General features: G+C 76.3%; 16 protein-coding genes and 2 tRNA genes. 11 read left to right on the forward strand and 7 right to left on the reverse strand.

The genetic code is table 11. The features are described from left to right. Nucleotides 1-4: 4 nt before the first annotated feature. The 11 genes from GTR02_RS08515 (at nt 5) to GTR02_RS08565 (ending at nt 11,536) form a co-directional block, all read left to right on the forward strand. Nucleotides 5-78, forward strand: a tRNA-Met gene (locus tag GTR02_RS08515). Nucleotides 79-227: 149 nt separating this feature from the next. Further along, nucleotides 228-301, forward strand: a tRNA-Met gene (locus tag GTR02_RS08520). Nucleotides 302-418: 117 nt separating this feature from the next. Continuing rightward, nucleotides 419-1,432 carry an ABC transporter substrate-binding protein gene (locus GTR02_RS08525; protein WP_166607059.1) on the forward strand — a complete coding sequence of 338 codons (1,014 nt, stop codon included), beginning with the start codon at nt 419-421 and terminating at the stop codon, nt 1,430-1,432. A gap of 100 nt (nt 1,433-1,532) precedes the next feature. Then, nucleotides 1,533-3,011 (forward strand): 3' terminal RNA ribose 2'-O-methyltransferase Hen1, encoded by a 1,479-nt coding sequence (locus GTR02_RS08530; protein ID WP_166607060.1) that lies wholly within the window; start codon nt 1,533-1,535, stop codon nt 3,009-3,011. Then, on the forward strand, nt 3,008-5,629 hold the full coding sequence (locus GTR02_RS08535; protein ID WP_166607061.1) for a polynucleotide kinase-phosphatase: 2,622 nt from the start codon (nt 3,008-3,010) through the stop codon (nt 5,627-5,629). Before GTR02_RS08530 ends, GTR02_RS08535 begins: the two co-directional genes overlap by 4 nt. Before the next feature lie 127 nt (nt 5,630-5,756). Then, nucleotides 5,757-6,746, forward strand: a complete 990-nt coding sequence (locus tag GTR02_RS08540) for an LLM class flavin-dependent oxidoreductase (protein ID WP_166607062.1) — start codon at nt 5,757-5,759, stop codon at nt 6,744-6,746. A gap of 225 nt (nt 6,747-6,971) precedes the next feature. Then, entirely contained in the window at nt 6,972-8,537 is a 1,566-nt protein-coding gene (locus tag GTR02_RS24330; RefSeq protein ID WP_205708875.1) for a molybdopterin-dependent oxidoreductase, read from the forward strand. Nucleotides 8,538-8,738: 201 nt separating this feature from the next. Continuing rightward, nucleotides 8,739-9,425, forward strand: coding sequence for a fasciclin domain-containing protein (locus tag GTR02_RS08550; RefSeq protein WP_166607063.1), 687 nt, complete (start codon nt 8,739-8,741; stop codon nt 9,423-9,425). Between the two features lie 109 nt (nt 9,426-9,534). Continuing rightward, nucleotides 9,535-10,671: an aminotransferase class I/II-fold pyridoxal phosphate-dependent enzyme gene (locus GTR02_RS08555; protein ID WP_166607064.1), complete on the forward strand. Its 1,137-nt coding sequence runs from the start codon at nt 9,535-9,537 to the stop codon at nt 10,669-10,671. Between the two features lie 59 nt (nt 10,672-10,730). Further along, nucleotides 10,731-10,943: a helix-turn-helix domain-containing protein gene (locus GTR02_RS08560; protein ID WP_166607065.1), complete on the forward strand. Its 213-nt coding sequence runs from the start codon at nt 10,731-10,733 to the stop codon at nt 10,941-10,943. Nucleotides 10,944-10,978: 35 nt separating this feature from the next. Further along, on the forward strand, nt 10,979-11,536 hold the full coding sequence (locus GTR02_RS08565) for a Clp protease N-terminal domain-containing protein (RefSeq protein WP_166607066.1): 558 nt from the start codon (nt 10,979-10,981) through the stop codon (nt 11,534-11,536). Nucleotides 11,537-11,581: 45 nt separating this feature from the next. On the opposite strand, the gene GTR02_RS08570 is transcribed toward GTR02_RS08565, so the two are convergent. Genes GTR02_RS08570 through GTR02_RS08600 form a run of 7 tightly spaced genes read right to left on the reverse strand, consistent with a single transcriptional unit; the run spans nt 11,582 to nt 19,303 of the window. Further along, nucleotides 11,582-12,319 (reverse strand): PIG-L deacetylase family protein, encoded by a 738-nt coding sequence (locus tag GTR02_RS08570; RefSeq protein ID WP_338073682.1) that lies wholly within the window; start codon nt 12,317-12,319, stop codon nt 11,582-11,584. Continuing rightward, nucleotides 12,316-13,629: a glycosyltransferase family 4 protein gene (locus GTR02_RS08575; protein WP_166607067.1), complete on the reverse strand. Its 1,314-nt coding sequence runs from the start codon at nt 13,627-13,629 to the stop codon at nt 12,316-12,318. The genes GTR02_RS08570 and GTR02_RS08575 overlap by 4 nt, the downstream gene beginning before the upstream one ends. Then, entirely contained in the window at nt 13,626-15,218 is a 1,593-nt protein-coding gene (locus tag GTR02_RS08580) for a YcaO-like family protein (protein WP_166607068.1), read from the reverse strand. The genes GTR02_RS08575 and GTR02_RS08580 overlap by 4 nt, the downstream gene beginning before the upstream one ends. Continuing rightward, nucleotides 15,215-16,147: an MBL fold metallo-hydrolase gene (locus tag GTR02_RS08585; RefSeq protein ID WP_338073683.1), complete on the reverse strand. Its 933-nt coding sequence runs from the start codon at nt 16,145-16,147 to the stop codon at nt 15,215-15,217. The genes GTR02_RS08580 and GTR02_RS08585 overlap by 4 nt, the downstream gene beginning before the upstream one ends. Beyond that, nucleotides 16,144-17,217 (reverse strand): Gfo/Idh/MocA family protein, encoded by a 1,074-nt coding sequence (locus GTR02_RS08590; RefSeq protein ID WP_338073684.1) that lies wholly within the window; start codon nt 17,215-17,217, stop codon nt 16,144-16,146. The genes GTR02_RS08585 and GTR02_RS08590 overlap by 4 nt, the downstream gene beginning before the upstream one ends. After that, the gene (locus GTR02_RS08595) at nt 17,214-18,347 is read right to left on the reverse strand and encodes a class I SAM-dependent methyltransferase (RefSeq protein WP_166607069.1); all 1,134 of its coding nucleotides are present in this window, start codon (nt 18,345-18,347) and stop codon (nt 17,214-17,216) included. The genes GTR02_RS08590 and GTR02_RS08595 overlap by 4 nt, the downstream gene beginning before the upstream one ends. Continuing rightward, on the reverse strand, nt 18,344-19,303 hold the full coding sequence (locus GTR02_RS08600; RefSeq protein WP_205708877.1) for an HD domain-containing protein: 960 nt from the start codon (nt 19,301-19,303) through the stop codon (nt 18,344-18,346). Before GTR02_RS08600 ends, GTR02_RS08595 begins: the two co-directional genes overlap by 4 nt. Between the last annotated feature and the right edge of the window lie 245 nt (nt 19,304-19,548).

Here is a 19,548-nt window from a genome sequence, read left to right on the forward strand (position 1 = left end):
GCGACGCGGGGTGGAGCAGCTCGGTAGCTCGCTGGGCTCATAACCCAGAGGTCGCAGGTTCAAATCCTGCCCCCGCTACTCGGTGAGACGAAGGCCCGGACCTCCACGGTCCGGGCCTTCTGTCGTCTGCGGACCGCGCCGGTGAGCGGCCCCGGTCGACTCCCCGTCCACCGCGGAGCACCGCGATTTGGCCTGCACGCCGTCCTCGCGTAACGTCTGCGGTGCGACGCGGGGTGGAGCAGCTCGGTAGCTCGCTGGGCTCATAACCCAGAGGTCGCAGGTTCAAATCCTGCCCCCGCTACTCGGTGAGACGAAGGCCCGGACCTCCACGGTCCGGGCCTTCTGTCGTCCCGGGGCGGTGCTGGCCGGGAACGGCCCTCGTGTGCTTAGGTGTGCCTCACCTACCCGAGGAGCCGTCGTGCCGTCCTGCCCGTCCACCCCCGCCCCCGCGACCCGTGGCGCCGTCCCGCTCGGCCGTCGCGCCCTGCTCGGCGGCGCCCTGGGCGGCCCCGCCCTGCTCGTCCCGGCCTGCAGCGGGGGCGAGGCGCAGGCCGGCGCGGCCGGCGCGGGGGCTGCGGCCGGGGCGACGACCACGGTCACCGGCGCCCACGGTCCCGTCGCGGTGCCGCGCGACCCGCGGCGCGTGCTGACGATGTACCCCACCGACACCGACGCGGCCCTGGCCCTGGAGCTCCCGCTCGTCGCCGCTCCGGGGGCGCGGGGGACGGCGGCGCAGCCCTTCGCGCGGTACCAGGCGGACCAGCTGGCGGGCGTCACCCGCATCACGGGCGGGTTCGAGCCGAACTGGGAGGAGATCGCCGCCCTCGCACCGGACCTCGTCCTGGACAGCGTGCTGTCCCCCGAGGACCGGCAGGCCTACGACCGGCTCAGCGAGCTGGCCCCGACGCTCTCCTACGGCACGCAGGACTGGCGGGAGAACCTCCGCACGGTCGCCGCGGCCGTGGGCCGCGAGGACGCCGCCGCCCGGGCCGTCGCCGCGGTCGAGGCCCGCGCCGCGGACGTCCGGGCCCAGGTCGGGGACCGCTGGCGCGGCCGCACGGCGGCCTCGGTGTTCGTCCAGCCCGACGGCCTCGTGGTCGCCGACGCGGACGCCCAGGTCAGCCGGCTGCTCGAGCAGGAGCTCGGCCTCACGCTGCATCCCCTGGTGGTGCGCGAGGGCGAGCGGACGGCGCTGTCCTTCGAGCAGGTCTCGCTGCTGGACGCCGACGTCCTGCTCGTCCCGGTCTACCCGTCCGAGACGTCGCTCGACCGCGACCGCGGCGCCCTGGACGACCTGGCCCGGCAGCCGCTGTGGGCGACCCTGCCCGCCGTCCTGGCGGGTCAGGTGCACGAGTTCGACGGCGAGCTCGTCTACGCGTCGGTGGGCACGGTGAGCGCCCTCCTCGAGCGCCTGCGGGAGGTCCTCGGCTGAGCGGGCCCCGACCGCCCTCCGGGTGGCGCGGGACAGCGGGCGGCGGCCCTCGCCCGGAAGTCGGCTGCGCCGCGTCCCCGCCGCGTGGTCAGCTGGCGAGGTGATCCTCACCCTCACCGCGAGCGGGCTCCCGGACGGCGCCCCGGCGGACGACCTCGGCTTCCTGCTCCACAAGCACCCTGCGCGCGTGCAGCGCTTCGACCTGCCGGTCGGGGCCGCGCACGTCTTCTACCCCGAGGTCTCGCCCGAGCGCTGCACCGCCGCACTGCTGCTGGAGGTCGACCCCGTGGCCCTGGCGCGCGGGCGCGCGCGCACCGGGGCACCTGAGGCTGCGAGCCTCGGCCAGCACGTCAACGACCGGCCCTACGCCGTCTCCAGCCTCTTCGCGGTCGCTCTCTCCCGCGTGTTCGGCTCGGCCATGGCCGGGCGCTGCGCCTCCCGGCCGGAGCTCGCCGCCGCCGCCCTGCCGCTGCAGCTGCGGCTGCCGGCCGTCCCGTGCCGTGGCGGTGCCGACCTGCTGCGGCGTCTGCTGGAACCCCTGGGCTGGGACGTCGGGGCCCGGGAGGTGCCGCTGGACGACACGCTGCCCGCGTGGGGGGCCTCGCGCTACCTCGACGTGACCCTGACGGGCACCGTCCGGCTGAGCGATGCCCTGCGCCACCTGTACGTGCTCCTGCCCGTGCTCGACGACACCAAGCACTACTGGGTCAGCCCCGACGAGGTCGACAAGCTGGTCCGCTCGGGGCAGGGCTGGCTCGCGACGCACCCGGAGAAGGACCTCGTCGTGCGGCGCTACCTGGCACACCTGCGCTCGCTCACCGACGACGCCCTCTCGCGCCTCGCCGACGACGGGCCCGCCGACGACGGGCCCACCGACGACCGTTCCGCCGTCGTCCTCGCCGACGAGCTCTCTCAGGACGGGCAGCCCGACGGCGCCGCCCCGTCGGACGCGCCCGTGACCCTCGCGGAGCAGCGGCGGGTCGCCGTCCTGGCCGAGCTGCGCGCCGCTGGCGCCTCGCGCGTGGCCGACCTCGGCTGCGGCGAGGGCCGGCTCGTCGCGGCCCTGCTGGCGGAGGAGCGGTTCACCGAGGTCGTGGCCACCGACGTCTCGGTGCGCGCCCTGCAGGCGCTGGCCCGCGTCCTCCGGCTCGACGGCATGCCCGAGCACCGGCGCCGCCGGTTGCAGGTCTTCCAGTCGTCGCTGACCTACCGCGACCGCCGGCTCCGGGGGCTCGACGCAGCCGTCCTCGTCGAGGTCGTCGAGCACGTGGACCGACCGCGGCTGCAGGCGCTGGAGCGCGTGGTGTTCGCCGAGCACGCCCCCGCGACCGTGGTGGTCACGACCCCGAACGTCGAGCACAACGTGCGCTACGCCACGCTGACGGCGGACGGGCTGCGCCACCCCGACCACCGCTTCGAGTTCACCCGCGCGGAGTTCCTCGCCTGGGCGCAGGAGGTGGGCGGCACCCACGGCTACGCCGTGCGCGTGGGAGGCGTCGGCCCGGACGACCCCGAGGTCGGTCCGCCCAGTCAGCTCGCCGTCTTCACCCGCACTGCGACCACGGAGGTCCCGGCGTGAGCGTGCCCACCGCCACCACCCCGTCCCCCGCGCGCGAGCTCGCGGTCCCGGCGCTCAGCCTCGTCGTCCTCGTCGGGACGACCGGGGCCGGCAAGTCCACGTTCGCGCGCCGGCACTTCGCCGCGACCGAGGTGCTCTCCAGCGACACGTGCCGCGGTCTCGTCGCGGACGACGAGGACGACCAGTCCGCGACGGCGGACGCCTTCGCGGTGCTGGAGTTCATCGCGGGGCGCCGGCTCGCGGGCGGCCGCCTGACCGTCGTCGACGCGACGAACGTGCAGGCCTCCTCGCGCCGCTCCCTCGTGCAGCTGGCGCGCGAGCACGACGTGCTGCCCGTGGCCGTCGTGCTCGACGTGCCCGAGGCCGTGTGCGCGCAGCGCAACCTCGCGCGCGGGAACCGGCAGTTCGGTCCCCACGTCCTGCGTCGCCAGCGTGCCGACCTGCGCCGCAGCCTGAAGGGGCTGCGGCGCGAGGGGTTCCGGACCGTGCACGTGCTGAGCGGGGTCGAGGAGGTCGACGCCGCGACCGTCGTGCGGACGCGGCTGCACAACGACCTGCGGCACCTGAGCGGCGGGTTCGACGTCGTCGGCGACGTGCACGGCTGCCGCGAGGAGCTGGAGTCGTTGCTGACCCGCCTCGGCTACGGGCTGCGGCGCGACGACGGCGGGCGGCCCGTGGACGCCGTCGCCCCCGAGGGCCGGCGCGCGGTGTTCGTGGGCGACCTCGTCGACCGCGGGCCCGACACCCCGGGCGTGCTGCGCCTGGTGCGCGGCATGGTCGCCTCGGGCGCCGCGCTGTGCGTGCCCGGCAACCACGAGGCGAAGCTGCTGCGGGCCCTGCGGGGGCGCGACGTCCAGGTGACGCACGGGCTGGCGGAGTCGCTGGCGCAGCTGGCGGCGGAGCCTCCGCAGTTCCGGGCCGAGGTCGAGGAGTTCCTCGACGGCCTGGTGTCGCACTACGTGCTGGACGGCGGCCGCCTGGTCGTCGCCCACGCCGGCCTGCCCGAGCGGTTCCACGGCCGCGCCTCGGCGCGCGTCCGCGACGTCTGCCTCTACGGGCAGACGACGGGGGAGAGCGACGAGTTCGGGCTCCCCGTGCGTCACGCGTGGGCGCAGGAGTACCGGGGCAGGGCGACGGTCGTGTACGGGCACACGCCGGTCCCCGTGCCGGAGTGGGTCAACGGCACGCTCTGCGTGGACACCGGTTGCGTCTTCGGGGGGAACCTCACGGCCCTGCGCCACCCCGAGCGGGAGGTGGTGTCCGTCCCGGCGCTGCGCGTGCACCACGCGCCGGCCCGGACGTTCCCCGCGAACGAGGCGCTGGGTGGCACACGGGTCGACGGCGGGACGGCGGCCGGGCCGGCCGCGGTGCGCGACCCCGACGTGCTCGACGTCGACGACGTGCTGGGCCGTCGCGTCGTGGAGACGGCCGACCACGGGCGCATCACGGTGCGGGAGGAGAACGCCGCGGCGGCGCTGGAGGTGGTGAGCCGCTTCGCGGTCGACCCGCGCTGGCTGCTGCACCTGCCACCGACCACGGCGCCCGTCGCGACGTCGGCGCACCCGGACTTCCTGGAGCACCCGGACGAGGCGTTCACCGCGTTCCGCGCCGAGGGGGTGTCCGGGGTGCTGTGCGAGGAGAAGCACATGGGGTCGCGGGCCCTCGTGCTGGTCTGCGCGGACGAGGAGGCCGCGCGGGCGCGCTTCGGCGCCACGGGCGGGGAGCTGGGGGCCGTCTGGACGCGCACGGGCCGCAGCTTCTTCGACGCCGAGCGCACGCAGACCCTGCTCGCCGAGCTGCGCGGCGCCGTCGAGGCCGCGGGTCTCTTCGGCGAGCTGTCGACGCGGTGGCTGCTGCTGGACGCCGAGCTGCTGCCGTGGAGCGCGAAGGCGATGCCCCTGCTGCGGGAGCAGTACGCGAGCGTCGGCGCGGCGGCCGGCGCGTCGGCGCCCTTCGCGGTGGACGTCCTCGAACGTGCGGCCGCTCGCGGGGCCGACGTCGACGACCTGTTGCAGCGCAGCCGGTCCCGCGCAGCGAACTCGGCCGCGTTCACCGCCGCGTACCGGCGCTACGTGTGGCCGACGCAGGGGCTGGACGGCGTGCACCTCGCGCCGTTCGCCGTGCTCGCGGGGGACGGCCGGACGTTCGCGGACCAGCCGCACGCGTGGCACCTCGACGTCGCCGACCGGCTGGTGCGGGTGGCGCCGGAACGCCTGCGCACGACCCGGCGGCTCCTGGTCGACACGACGGACCCGGACTCCACGCAGGCCGCCACGCGCTGGTGGCTCGAGGCGACCGGGGCCGGGGGCGAGGGCATGGTCGTCAAGCCCGCGGCGGGCCGCGTGCGCACGCCGCGCGGCCTCGTCCAGCCCGCGCTGAAGGTGCGGGGCCGGGAGTACCTGCGGCTCGTCTACGGGCCCGACTACCTCGAGCCCGGCAACCTCGTGCGGCTGCGCGAGCGCACCCTCGGGCGCAAGCGGTCGCTGGCGCTGCGCGAGTACGCGCTGGGGCTCGAGGGCCTCGCGCGGGCCGCGCGGTCGGAACCCCTGTGGCGCGTGCACGAGTGCGTGGTCGCGGTGCTGGCGCTGGAGTCGGAGCCCGTCGACCCGCGGCTGTGAGCCGGCGCCCGGGGTGGGTCGGCCGCCGCCGGAACAGCCGCGGCCCGGCGGCGGTTGTCGCCCCCACCGGGGTCGGCACGGCCCCGGCGCACGCCGTCCCGCGCAGCACCCGGAAGAGGTCGCCCGAATGTCCCTGCCGCTGTCGATCCTGGACCTCGCCCCCATCGCCCCCGGGGAGTCGGCGGGCCAGAGCATCGCGGCGAGCGTGGCGCTCGCGCAGACCGCCGAGGAGCACGGCTACCAGCGGGTCTGGTACGCCGAGCACCACAACATGGCGACGATCGCCTCGTCGGCGCCGGCCGTCGTCATCGCGCACGTGGGGGCGCGGACGCGCTCGATCCGGCTCGGCTCCGGCGGCGTGATGCTGCCGAACCACTCGCCGCTGACCGTCGCCGAGCAGTTCGGCACGCTCGAGGCGATGTACCCGGGCCGCATCGACCTGGGCCTCGGCCGCGCGCCCGGCTCCGACGAGGCCACCACGCACGCCCTGCGGCGCGACCCGGCCGCCTCCGCGTCGTTCCCGGAGGACGTCCAGGAGCTGCGCGCCTACCTCGCGGGGCGGTCGCGCGTGCCGGGCGTCACGGCCGTGCCGGGTGCGGGCTCGCGCGTCCCGCTCTACGTCCTGGGTTCCTCGACCTTCGGGGCCCGCCTCGCGGCGGCCCTCGGCCTGCCCTACGCCTTCGCGTCGCACTTCGCGCCGCAGTCGCTGGGCGCGGCGGTCGCCGCCTACCGCAGCGAGTTCCGCCCCTCCGAGCAGCTCGAGCGCCCGCACGTCATCGCCGGGGTCAACGTCGTGGCCGCCGACACCACCGAGCAGGCGCACGACGCCTACGAGAACGTCCTGCGCTCGTTCGCGACCTCGCTGTTCGGTCGCGGCCGCACCTTCACCGAGCCCGAGGTCGACCTCCTCATGGGTTCCGCGGCCGGCCAGCACGTGCGCCAGATGCTGGCCCACGCCGCCGTCGGCACGCCGCCGCAGGTGCGGCAGCAGCTCGAGGAGTTCCGCCGGTTCGCCGACGCCGACGAGCTCATCGTCGCGCACCAGGCGCGCAGCACCGAGGCGCGGCTGCGCTCGGTCGTCCTGCTCGCCGAGGCGATGGCCGGCGTCGCCGCCTGAGCGTGGCGCCGAGCCGGTCAGTCGCCGACAACGGTCAGTAGTCGGACAACAGCACAGAGTAGTAGTACGGTGGACCTACCGCCGGTCTCTCCAGCCGACGTCTCGACCCGCCCCGGTGCGGTGGGCTGACGCCAGCGGCGGCTTCACGGCCGCGCTGTCGCCCGCGCGGCGCCTCGGCCGGTCGAGGGCACCTCGCCGTCGCCTGGAGCAGGAGGGGGCCACGCCGTGCACGGTCAGGTCGACGAGGACGTCCGGATCCAGGGCCCGCCGCCACGCCCCCGTCCCCGACGGGTCCTCGCCGTGCTGGCCGGACTGCTCAGCGGCGGGCTGACGCTCGGCGTCGGTGCGCTGCTGGCGTCGTCGACCACCCGCTCGGCCGACCCGGTGCTCGGCGTGGGCCAGGAGTTCATCGCGCGGACCCCCGAGTGGCTGAAGGAGTGGGCCATCCGGCAGTTCGGTCAGGCCGACAAGGCCGTGCTGCTGGGCAGCCTCTACGCCACGCTGGTGCTCTTCTTCGTCGTCATCGGGCTCGTGGCCCTGCGTTCGCTGCGGGCCGGGCTGGTGCTCGTCGGGCTGCTCGGGGCGGCGGCCGTGGGCGCCACGACCAACCGCCCGGACGCCACGGCGGTCAGCTGGCTGCCGTCGACGGTCGGGACGGTGGCGGGAGCGATCGCGCTGGTCGTCCTGGTCCGCGCCGTGCGTGGCACGCCGCCGAGGGCGACGGGGCCGCTGTCGCGGCGGTCGGTGCTGTTCGGCGCCGTCGCGGGCGCCGCCGCCGTGACCGCGGGGGCGGGCGCGGCGGTCAACCGGTCGAACTCCGTGGCCGCGACGCGCGCGACGATCGTCCTGCCCGCGCCGGCGTCCCCGGCTCCGGCGCTGCCCCCGGGGATCGACGCGGTCGCCGACATCACCCCCTACGTCACCAGCGCGTCGTCGTTCTACCGGGTCGACACGGCCCTGTCGGTCCCGCAGGTCGACGTCGCGTCGTGGACGCTGCGCATCCACGGGATGGTCGAGCGCGAGGTCACGGTCACCTTCGACGACCTCCTCGCCGAGGACCTCGTCGAGCGGTGGATGACGATGACCTGCGTCTCCAACGAGGTCGGCGGCAACCTGGTCGGCAACGCCCGCTGGCTCGGCGTCCCGCTGACGACGCTGCTGCGCCGGGCCGGCCTGCAGCCGGACGCCGACATGCTGCTGTCGCGGTCCGTCGACGGGTTCACCATCTCCACCCCCGTGGCCGCCGCGACGGACGGGCGTTCGTCGATGATCGCGGTGGCGATGAACGGTGAGCCCCTCACCGACGTCCACGGCTTCCCGGCGCGGATGATCGTGCCGGGCCTGTACGGGTACGTCTCGGCCTGCAAGTGGATCACCGAGATCGAGGTCACCCGCTTCGACCGGCAGACCGCGTACTGGACCGACCGCGGGTGGGCCGAGCAGGCCCCCGTCAAGACCGCCAGCCGGATCGACGTGCCCGCCTCCTTCGCCAAGGTGGCCGCCGGGCAGACCGTTCCGGTCGCGGGCGTCGCCTGGGCGCAGACGCGGGGCATCAGCAAGGTGGAGGTCTCGATCGACGGCGGCGACTGGGTCGAGGCGCGGCTGTCGTCCACGGTCGACGCCGACACCTGGGTGCAGTGGTCGCACGCCTTCGAGGGCGCCGCCCCGGGCAACCACACCGTGCGGGCCCGGGCCACCGACGGCGACGGTGCCGTGCAGACCCAGGACGTCGTGAAACCCATTCCGGACGGTTCTTCCGGCTGGCCCAGCAAGTTCTTCACCGTGGGGTGAGCTGTTACGATGCGTCATCGGCACATTACTCCAAGCAACGTTTCGGTAACGTTCCCAGGAGTGCTCGGCCCGCGTCCTCCGCGGGGTGGCGTGTTCGTCGACGAGTACCAGCCCGCGGCGGTGTCGGCGCCGAACCAGGGTGAGAGGCCGGCTCACCGTCGATCCCGACGGCGACACACACTTCGAGGGGTTCTCCTGATGATGACTTCGACCCGACGCCGCACGTCCTCCCTCCTCGCCCTCGTGGCGGTCCTCGGTCTGGGCGCCACCGCGTGCGGCAGCTCCGACGACGCGGGCGCAGAAGCCACGACGAGCTCGTCGAGCGCCAGTTCCAGCAGTACGTCCTCGACGTCGTCCTCGAGCTCGAGCGCGATGGCCGACACCACCCCGGTCGGCGCGGGCTGCGCCGGGTACGTCGCGCAGGTGCCCACGGGCGCCGGTTCGGTGGAGGGCATGGCCGAGGCGAACGTGACGACCGCGGCGTCGAACAACCCGCTGCTGACGACGCTGGTGGCGGCGGTGTCCGGGCAGCTCAACCCGCAGGTCAACCTCGTCGACACCCTGAACGGGGGCGAGTTCACGGTCTTCGCTCCCGTGGACAGCGCGTTCGCGGCGCTGCCGCCCGAGACGGTCGCGACGCTGAAGACTCCCGAGGGGACGGACACGCTGACCTCGGTCCTGACGTACCACGTCGTCCAGGGCCGGATGGACCCGGCGATGCTGCTGGCGGCCAAGAGCGTGCCGACCGTGCAGGGCGCCTCGGTGGAGATCGGCGGCACCGCCGACGCCATGACCGTCAACGGTTCGACGAAGGTCATCTGCGGCAACGTGCAGACGTCGAACGCGACCGTGTACCTCGTCGACGCGGTCCTGATGCCCCCGGCGTGAGCCGACCCGCACGCTGACCTGCGCCCGAGGTCGTCGTGACGCGCGCCCGTGGCCCCGGTGGGGCCACGGGCGGACGTCGTCCTCCGGCGGGGGGTGGCAGCATCGGCACGTGCCCCGCATCGCGCCCCACGCCCTGGCCATCCCCTCGTCGGGCATCCGCCGCATCTTCGAGCTCGCCGCCGGGCTGGACGACGTCGTCCACCTGCACGTCGGTGAGCCCGGCCTGGCGGTCGCGCCGCACGTCCTCGCCGCGGGCGCGCGGGCGTGGGAGGACGACGTCACGCGCTACACCGCCAACGGCGGCATCCCCGGGCTGCGGGCGGCGATCGCCCGGAAGCTGCTGCGCGACAACGCCCTCGAGGTCGACCCGGACCAGGTGTGGGTCACGGCGGGCGGCATGCAGGCGCTGCACCAGGCGCTCTCGCTGACCCTGGACGCGGGCGAGGAGGTCCTCGTCCCGGACCCGGGGTACACGAACTTCTCGATGGCGGCGCGCCACGTCGGGGCCGTGCCCGTCCCGTACCGGCTGGACCCCGCGACGGGTTTCCAGCCGGACCTCGCGGACCTGGAACGGGCGATCACGCCGCGCACCCGGGTGCTGCTGGTCAACTCCCCGTCGAACCCCCTCGGCGTCGTGCACCCCGCCGCGGTCCTGCGCGACCTCGTGACCTTCGCGGCGCGCCACGACCTCTGGGTCGTCAGCGACGAGGTCTACGAGCGCTTCACCTACGGCGTCCCGCACGTCAGCACCGCGACCCTCGACCCCGACGGCCGGGTGCTGTCGGTGTTCTCGTTCTCCAAGACCTACGCGCTGACCGGAGCCCGCGTCGGCTGGCTCGTGGCCCCGGCGGCCTGGGCACCGATGCTGCGCAGCGCGCAGGAGGCCGTGGTCAGCTGCGTCAACGCACCGGCGCAACTGGCGGCGCTCGCGGCCCTCGACGGTGACCAGGGCGTCGTCGACGACGCCCGCGAGCACTACCGCGGCACCCTCGAGGCGGCGTGCGAACTGCTGCGGGCGAAGGGGATCCGCTTCCACCGGCCACAGGGTGCGTTCTACCTGTGGGTCGACGTCGCGCACGCCAGCGGTGGGGACGTCGAGGCGTGGTGCGCGGAGTTCCTGCTGACCCGCCGGGTGGCCGTCGCCCCCGGGACGGCGTTCGGCGCGCGCGGCGAGGGCTGGGTCCGGGTGTGCGTCGCGGGGGAGCGGGCGGACGTGCTGGCGGGGCTCGCGCGCTTCCCGGAGTGACGGCGCCCGCCGTCGTCAGCAGAGGTTGACAACGGCCCGCCGTCAGCACATGCTGACGCATGACCGCACCGGACGACCTCCTCTCCGCCGGCACCGACCCCGACCCCGCCGTCGGCCTGCGGGCGGTGGCCGCGCTGCGGCAGCTGCTCGAACGCCTCGAGGACCTGCAGGTCGACCGGGCGCGCGCGCTCGGCTGGTCCTGGGCCGCCATCGCCGGCGCCCTCGGGGTCTCCAAGCAGACGGTGCACCGCAAGCACTCCGCCCGAGCCTGAGCCGATCCCGACCCCGACGACGACGAGGAGTTCCCGTGTTCGAACGCTTCACGACCCCGGCCCGCGAGGTGGTGGTGTCCGCCCAGGCGGTCGCCCGCGAGCTCGGTCATCCCGAGATCGGCGACCAGCACCTGCTCCTGGCCCTCGTGCGGACCGAGGGGGTGGCCTCGGCGGTGCTGCGCGGGGCGGGCACCGACCCGGTCCGGCTGCGCGACGCGGTCGCGCGCGGGGACGACCCGGCCGAGGCGCTCGCCGCCCTGGGGATCGACCTGGACGAGGTGCGCCGCCGCGCCGAGGCGACCTTCGGGCCCGGTGCCCTCGACCGGCCGTCGCCGCGGCGACGCGGCCGGCTGACCCGGCTGTTCGGCCTCGAGCACCTGCCCTTCACCGCACCCGCCAGGCGCGTGCTCGAGAACGCCCTGCGGGCCGCCCAGGCGCTCGGCGACCGGGAGCTCGGCACCGAGCACCTCCTGCTCGGGCTGCTCGCGGCGGAAGACTCACCCGGGCTGCGCGCCCTGCGCCGCAGCGGCGTCGAGCTCGACCGCTCCACGGCCGAGACCGCGGTGCGGGAACACCTGCGCCGCAGCGCCTGACGGCCCCGGCGGACCCGGGCCGGGGGATCCACCGGCCGGCGCGGTTCAGGCGCGAGCGGTGGTGAAGAACTCCGGCGTGGAGCGCAGCGCGGCCGCCATCGCCCCGGTCCCCGAGAACTGGAACCCCACCTGCGTCGCGTAGGCCGCGCACGCCTCGACCTTCGCCGACAGCTCCGCGGGCGAGGGGGCGCGGGGGCCACCCTGCGGGGACGCGGCCCCGTCGCGCAGCAGGTACGGCGTGTCCGCCCACGACGACCGGAGCGCACCGACCCGTTCCGCGACGGCGGGCAGCGCGTCCCGCACGTGGCGGTGGTCGACGTGGTCGCCGAGCGCCTGCGGCCCCAGCACGAGGTCCAGCCCGGTGGGGAACTCCTCGGCCAGGGCCGCCGCGACGAGCGCGGCGACGGCCGGGGGCGTGACGTCGTCGGCCGCCACGACGGGCCCGAACAGGGCCGCCGCGTCCCCGTAGCCGCGGTGCGGCGCCTCCCGCAGGTCGAGGTGGCGGTGCCGCACGCCGAGCGCCGCGGTGGCCGCGACGTCCTCGGCGCGCCGCAGGGCCAGGTAGTCGACGTCGGCGTCGAGGCCCTTGTCGAGCTGGCAGGCCAGCGCGAACCCGGTGGGGTGCGGCACCGAGGCCGTGAACACCGTGACGACGCAGACGTCGGCGCCCGCGGCCGCGAGGCCGGCCAGCAGCCCGCCCGCCGAGAACGCGGCGTCGTCCAGGTGGGGGGAGACCGCCGCCACGGTGCGCGCGCCCGGCACCGGCCCCGACGGGCGGGTCACAGCAGGTGCGGGGCCGCGAGGTAGCGGCAGGGCTCGCCCGACGGGCCGGGTTCGACCCCGCGACCGCGGCTCGTCGGGCGCTGCTGCGGCGGCAGCTCCCGCCACGACGCGTCCGGGGCGGTGCCGGCCAGCCGGGCGTACACCGCCTCGATGCGCCCCGTGAGCGCGGGCCAGGACCAGACGTCGCGGACCTCCTGCAGCGCCTGGGTGGCCAGCTTGGTCCCGAGCGCGGGGTCGTCGAGCAGGGCCGTCAGCGCGTCGACCAGGCCGGCGACGTCCCCGACCTCGTGCAGCAGGCCGTTCTCCCGGTGCCGCACGCAATCCACGACGCCCACCGAGCGGGTCGTCACGACCGGCAGGCCCGCGGCCATCGCCTCGAGGATGGTGTTGGAGAACCCCTCCGACTGCGTCGGGGACACGAACACGTCCGCGCCGCGGTAGACGTCCGGGGCGTCGGCGTAGGCCACGTACCCGCGCTGCTCGACGGCGTCGTCGAGGCCGAGCTCGGCGACGAGCTCCGCCACGGCGGCCACGTCGGGGCCGATGCCCGAGACGACGAGCCGCACGGGGCGGCCCGCGCGGCGCAGGGCCGCCAGCGCGTGCAGCAGGTCCAGCACGCCCTTGCGGCGGTCGACGCGGCCGTGGAACAGCAGCGTCGTGACGCCGTCGCCGTCGCCGTCGACTCGGCCGAGGTCGTCCTCGTCGGCGGGCGTGAACGCCGTGGTGTCGGTGGCCCCGCCCAGGAGCGTGAAGCGCGCCGGGTCCGTGCCGTGGTGCTCGACGACCTCGTCGGCGAAGGACTGCGACCCGATGAGGACGGCGTCCGCGCGGTCCAGCACCGTGCGGATGCCCGTGGAGTGCTCGGGGCAGCACAGGCCGACCCAGTGCCCGTCGCCGCCCTGCACGCTGACCACCGACGGCAGGCCCAGCTCCGCGGCGGCCTCCAGGACGGCCATGCCGACCGGCCAGGCGTACTGGGCGTGCAGCAGGTCGAAGGGTTCCTCGGCGTGCAGGCGCAGCACGGTGTCGCGCATCGCGGCGATGTCCGCGTCGAAGTCCGCGGGCCGCCCCTGCGCGACGCGCTGCTCGCCGAGCGCCTCGAGGCCGATCGCCCGGACCCCCGCGGGGACCCGGTCCGCGGGCGGCGGGCCACCGCCGTAGACGGCGCTGCCGGCGGCGTCGCCGCGGTACTGCGACACGAGGACGACCTCGTGGCCCCGGCGCACGAGCTCCTCGAGGAGCTTCTCGGCGTACACGCTCATGCCCGACACCGCGGGCCAGTACCGGCGGCTGACGAAGCAGATCCTCATCGCGCTCCTCCCGAGGCGGTCCAGCCGCGCTGGCGGGCGACCGCGGCCGCGTGCAGCGCGGGTTCCCGGTACAGCGGGTACAGCTCCCCGACGACGCGGTCGACGGCGGCGCGGTCGAGCCACGCCGGCCCGCCGAGGCGCTCGGTCGCGGCCGCGGTGAGGTGGACGGGCGCGGCGGTGGCCGGGACGCCCGGCGCCCCGGGGACGCCCAGGCCGACGATGCCGTGCAGGCCCGTGCGGCCGTCGCCGCGGGCGAGCAGGTCCGCCGTCCCGCGCTCCCCGATCCGGCCGTAGCTCATGATCTCGACCTCCAGCCCGGGCACGACCACGCGCGCGACGGCGACACCGTGCGCGGCGTCGGAGCAGTCGAGCACGAGGACGTCCAGCCCCTCCGCCTCGAGCGTCGCGACGAGGTGCTCGCACAGCGCCTGCTGCTCGTCCGTGCCCGCGGGCGCCGACCAGGTCGGCAGCGCCGCGAAGTCCACCCGGCCGTGCTCGGCGAGCACGACCGGCTCGAGCAGGGCGCGCAGCTCGTCGGCGCCGAGCTCCAGCCAGTGCAGCATCCCGTGCAGCGCACGGGCTTCCGTCGCCGCGGGGTCGCCCGCGCAGGCGTCGAGGTAGCCCGCGGGCGCGATCTCGGCGACCGCGGCGAGCGAGCCGTGGGTGAAGGCCTTGCGGGAGCGGGCCGCGGCGAACTCGAGGACGGCCTTGCGCACCGCGACCTCGCGGTCGGGGTGCGCGGCCTCCCCGGCCGCGGTGACCATGACGGGCTGCAGGGGGTCGTCGTCGGCGCCCACGACCGTCACGTTGACGATGCCGAGGGCGGTGTTCGCGAGCTTCACCCGGACGTCGACCCCGGCCGCGCGCAACCGGCCCAGCGCCTCGCGCGTCGCGGGGTCGGCCACGGCCGCGTCCCCGGGGCCCAGGTCGACGACGACGCCCGTGTCCAGCGCGCGGAAGCGGGTGCCGTTGCCGTCGCGCTGCAGCAGCTCGCCGAGGCCGTGGGCGACCGCGCGGTGCAGCGTGTCGCCCGCACCGAGGCCGTTGCCCATCCGCGTCACGAGGGGCGGGAGGTCGTCGGAGAACCCCGCGGGCAGGGCGTCGGCGTCGCGCAGCACGACGTCGGCGGGGGCCCACACCCGCTCCCCGGTGCGGAAGCGCTGCAGCGGGAGCCAGGTCAGGGGGGTGTCGGGGGAGTACGCCGCCCCCGCGTCGAGGCAGACGGTCGGCGGGTCGACGACGGCGCGCGCCCCCTCGCCCGCCACGAGCTCGGCGTAGGTCCCGCGACGGTGCTCCAGGCCCGCGACGGTGCGGCGCAGCAGGCCGATCTCCGCGGACTCGCCCCAGCTGGAGCGCCGTGCGTCGGCGTCGCTCGCCCCGTAGCCGTGCCCGGGGTCGGGGCCGCCGGCCGTGCGCGCGATGGTCCACCAGCTGGGGATCCCGACGGTGTCCAGCAGGTAGGTGGGGAACTCGAACCGGTCCAGCGGCCCGCAGGCCTCGCGGAACCGGGCCGTGACGGGGTGCTCGCTCCCCGCGTCGACCGGGTGGGCCGTGACCAGCGGCCGGGTGCCGGCCCGCGGGCCGCTCACGCGAACACCGTCCGCGGTGTCGCGAGGACGTCCATCGGCACGGGCGCCGCCGACGGCGGTGCCGCGAGCATGTGGTCGATCAGCGCCGTGACGTGGGCCGTCGTGACGGCCGCGAACTCGAAGGGGCTGAACACCGTCTCGAACTCCAGCGACCCCACCACCTCGCGCATGTGCCGCAGCTCGGCGCGCGAGAGCGGGATCTGCGCGTGGAACGCCTTGTGCGCGCTGAGCGCCCGCGCGCTGCCGTCCTCGGCGAGGTCGATCTTGAGGGAGTCCCCGCAGAACAGCAGCCCGCGGTCGGCGTCGTGCAGGACGCTGTGGCCGGGGAAGTGCCCTCCCGTGCGGTGCATCCGGATCCCGGGAGCAAGTTCGAGCTGGTCGTCGGCGGGCCAGGTGACGCGGAACGCCTTCGTCCAGACCAGGTCCGCCACGCCCACGGAGACGACGGGCGGGTCGAGCTCGTCCTGCAGCTGCCACAGGCCGCCGAACCCGTGCACGTGGCTGGAGGCGAGCACGCGCAGCCCGCCGCGGCGGCGCAGCTCGGCGAGCGCGTCCGCGGAGTACCAGGGCGCGGCCTCGAAGGCCAGCAGGCCGTCGGCGGTGTCGAGCACCCAGCCGTGGGAACCCAGGCCGACCACGGGGTCGCACCAGAACTCCTGCACGCCCGGCACGGCCTCGCGCCACGACGTCGTCACCAGCGCGTCCACCTCGGCGGCGGTGCGGAACGCGAAACCCCCCTCGGGCAGCTCGTTGCGGACGTCGGTGCACACGGGGCACGCGGGGGGCGGGGCCGTGGGGAACCACCGCTGCCAGTGGCCGCAGTTCGTGCAGGAGTAAGCGACGTGGCTGCGGTGGGCGCGCGTGGGCAGGGGCGCCAGGGCCGCGCTGCGGACGTCGCGCATGGCGTGGGAGTCGTTCGGGCCGGTCACGGGGAGACCTCCAGGTCGCTTCGTCGCGGGGTGGGGACGGCGGGCAGGGCGTCGGTCAGCAGCTGCATCAGGCGCAGGTCGCGGGCGAGCGGGAACGGCCACGGCACCTCACCGGCGAGGGCCCGCTCGACCGCGCGCACCTGCGCCGCGAACGGCGTGGTGCCCGTGTCGAAGGCGATCTCGGCGGGCGTGCCGGTCGCGGCGTCCAGCAGTTCCAGCCGGCCGCCCGCGGTCTGCCCCATGGTGTCCGTCGCGACGAGCTGACCGGCCGTGCCGACCACCTCGAGCCGCCGGCGGGGCAGCGTCTCGACGGTGTTGAACGAGTTCGCGATGCTGACCAGGACGCCGGAGCCCGTGCTGCCGACCAGGACCGAGCCGTCGTCGACGGCGTAGTCGTGCACGCGGTGCTGCAGGTGGGTGGTGGCCGAGGTGACGTCCTCGCCGAGCAGGGCGCCCACCAGGTCCAGGCCGTGGGGCGCGAGGTCGACGTAGGCGCCGCCCCCCGCCCGCACCGGGTCCACGCGCCAGTTGTCGCCCGTCGTGCTGCCCGGCGGGGACCAGTCCGGCGGCAGCCAGCACCCGTAGACGATGCGGACCGACGTCACGGTGCCCAGGCGGCCGGCGGCGACGAGGTCGGCGGCCGCGCGGTGCGCGGGGTGCCAGCGCTGGTCGAAGGCCGTGGCCGCGAGGACGCCGGCCGCCTCGCACACCGCGACCAGGTCGGCCGCGTCGGCGAGCGTGGCGGCGAGCGGCTTCTCGCACAGCACCGCCAGGCGCGCGCCGGCCGCCGCGGCCACCACCTCGCGGTGCGCGTGGTTGGGCGTGGCGACGTAGGCGACCTGCGCCCCCGGGGTCCGGAACGCCGCCGCGAGGTCCGTGCCGGCGACCGCGCCGTCGAAGCGCGCCGCGAGCTCGCGGGCCGCCGCCGGGTCGCGGTCCACGACGGCGACGACGCGGCTGGTCGGCGAGGCCGCCAGCGCGGGGGCCATGTGGTCGCGCGCGACCCAGCCGGCGCCGGCGATCACCCAGCCGGTCGAGGCCGGTGCGGGGGAGGGCGGTACGTCGGTCACCAGTGCTCCGGGAGGTCGAGGAGGACGCGGCGTCGCGCCCACGTCACGGGGTCGGCGGTCAGGTCCGCCGCGGCGGGCAGTCGCGGCGGCAGGTAGCCGCAGCGCGCGGCGTAGTCGGCGGCGTAGCGCGGCGAGGGCCAGCGCAGCACGCCGTCGTCGCCGTAGAGCGGGTTGGGGCGCAGGGACCGGCCCGGCAGGGGCAGGCCGAGGTCGGGGGCGCCGCTGCGCGCACGCCAGTCGGGGCCTACGACGACGGCGCTCACGGTCACCGCCGCGGTGAGCTCGTCCGCGGTGCGCGCCGGGGCGGGGGTGCCCGTCGTCACCTCCGCCGCCAGCTCCGCGTCGTCGTGCAGGACGGCCCCGGGGAAGAGGTCCAGCAGGTCCTGCGGCGAGAGCCGCGCCCCACCGCCCCGGCGCGGGAGCAGGCCGTTCGGCACCGCCCCGACGACCACGCAGCCGCCGGTGCCCGCGAGGGCCCGCAGCCGGGCCGCGGTCACCGGGGGGTCGGGCAGGAAGTAGAAGGCGTCGTGGCAGACGACCACGCGGTCGGCCTCGGCCTGCAGCCGCGGGGCGAGCGCGGGCGGCCACGGCCGGGCGGCGTCCGCGACGACGAGGCGGACGTCCGCCGCGGGCGGCATCCCCGCCAGCACGAAGCGGCGCGCGAGCCAGAGCTTGGCGTGCACGACGTCCACGCCCGTGAGGCGCTCCACGCCGCGCAGCGCCAGCTCACGCAGCAGGACCCCCGTGCCGGCCGCGACCTCCACCACGGGCAGGCCCCCGGGGCCCGCGCCGGGCCAGGCCCGCCGCAGCAGCGCGAGCCCCGCGAGGAAGGCCGGGTCGGACCAGCGGTAGCGCAGGTAGTCCCCGACGCGGCCGAGCCGCAGGTGCTGCACCGCCTGCGACAGCGTGGCGGCCTGCGCCGCGGCGCTCGCCTCCGCCAGCGCGGGGGGCTCCTCGTCCCACCAGTCGTCGGCGTCGCGCAGCAGCAGCGCGCGGGCCTCCTCGGGCCGGCCGTCCTCGAGGGCGGCCAGCACGGCGGCGGCCAGCTCCTCGCGGCCGAACCGCTGGAACGGGATGCCGTCGACGACCGGCCACCGGGTCGACGTCGTCGGGCTGACGGGCCCGGTCACCGGACGGGGAGTCCCGCGTCGCTCAGGACCCGCAGCTGGAACCCCTGCACGGGCCCGGGGTGCACGAGGTCCAGGTCGTCGAGCGCCTGCTCGGCGGTGAACGCCGCGGCCCGCGCGTGGTGGTGGACCTGGAGCACGCGGTCCAGCACGTCGGCCGCGTTGAACACCCGGCCGATGGGCGTCGCCGTCGTCTCGCGCTGGGGGAGGAGTTCCCGCAGCGGCTGTGAGAGCGCGTTCGGCAGCTGGGCCAGCGAGCGGTCGGTCAGCGTCGCGAGGACGGCGGGCAGGTGCTCGCCGAGGAGGAGCTCACCCCCGAAACCCGCGTCGGGCAGGTCGGCGTTCGGCAGGTGGTGGGCGAGCGCGACCAGGAAGGCGTCGCCGCGGCCGACGCCCTGCGCCGGCGCGAGGAGCGCGGAGTAGACGGCCGTGACGAAGCAGTGGTCGCCGTGGCTCTCGGGCGGTTCCACGAGGACGCGGGGACGCGTCGGGTGGGTCGCGCCCGCGCGCGGCTGGTGCACGAGCGCCACGGCGAACGGCGGGGGCGACGGCAGCGCCGGGTCGGGCTCGGGGCCCAGGGCGGCCAGCACGTCGGAGAGTTCACCCAGCGTTCCCCCGGACGACGCCAGCGCGGCATCGGCGCTGCGCCGCAGCACGACGCGGACCTCCTCGGGCGTCAGGCCCGCGAGCCGCAGCACGCCGGCGTCGACGCCGCCGAGCCGTGCGGCCGCCAGCGCGCGGGCGGTCTCCGAGCGGGCCACCCGCTCCGCGTCCTGACCCGCGAGCAGCCGCCGCCAGGACCGCAGGAACGCGCGGTCGGCCAGGGAACCCGTTCCCGCGGCGTCGCGCAGCCGCTTGAGGTCGCCGAGCTCGCGGAACAGCGGGACGGCGGCCGCCAGCGGTGGGATCGCCGCCGTCGCGGGGGTGGCCTGGTCCGGTTCGGGCGTGGTCGTCGTCATCGTCGGTCCTCCGGTGCAGCGCGCGCATCCTGCACGTCGCGCAGTCACCTTCTGCTGCGCAGCGTCGACGCGCACGCCGAAACCCCGGCCGGGCCGACGTGATGAATCCCTCACCCCGCCAGGGCGGTCCTCCACAGGGCACAGCCGGTGCCGTGGTGGCACGCTGAACGCCCGGCGCCACCGCGCGCGCACCGCCCCGACACGGACGACGGGGCGCCGACGCGGCCCCGTCGTCCGTGTCGGGG

The organism is Kineococcus siccus (genome assembly GCF_009906795.1).
Classification (GTDB): Bacteria; Actinomycetota; Actinomycetes; order Actinomycetales; family Kineococcaceae; genus Kineococcus; species Kineococcus siccus.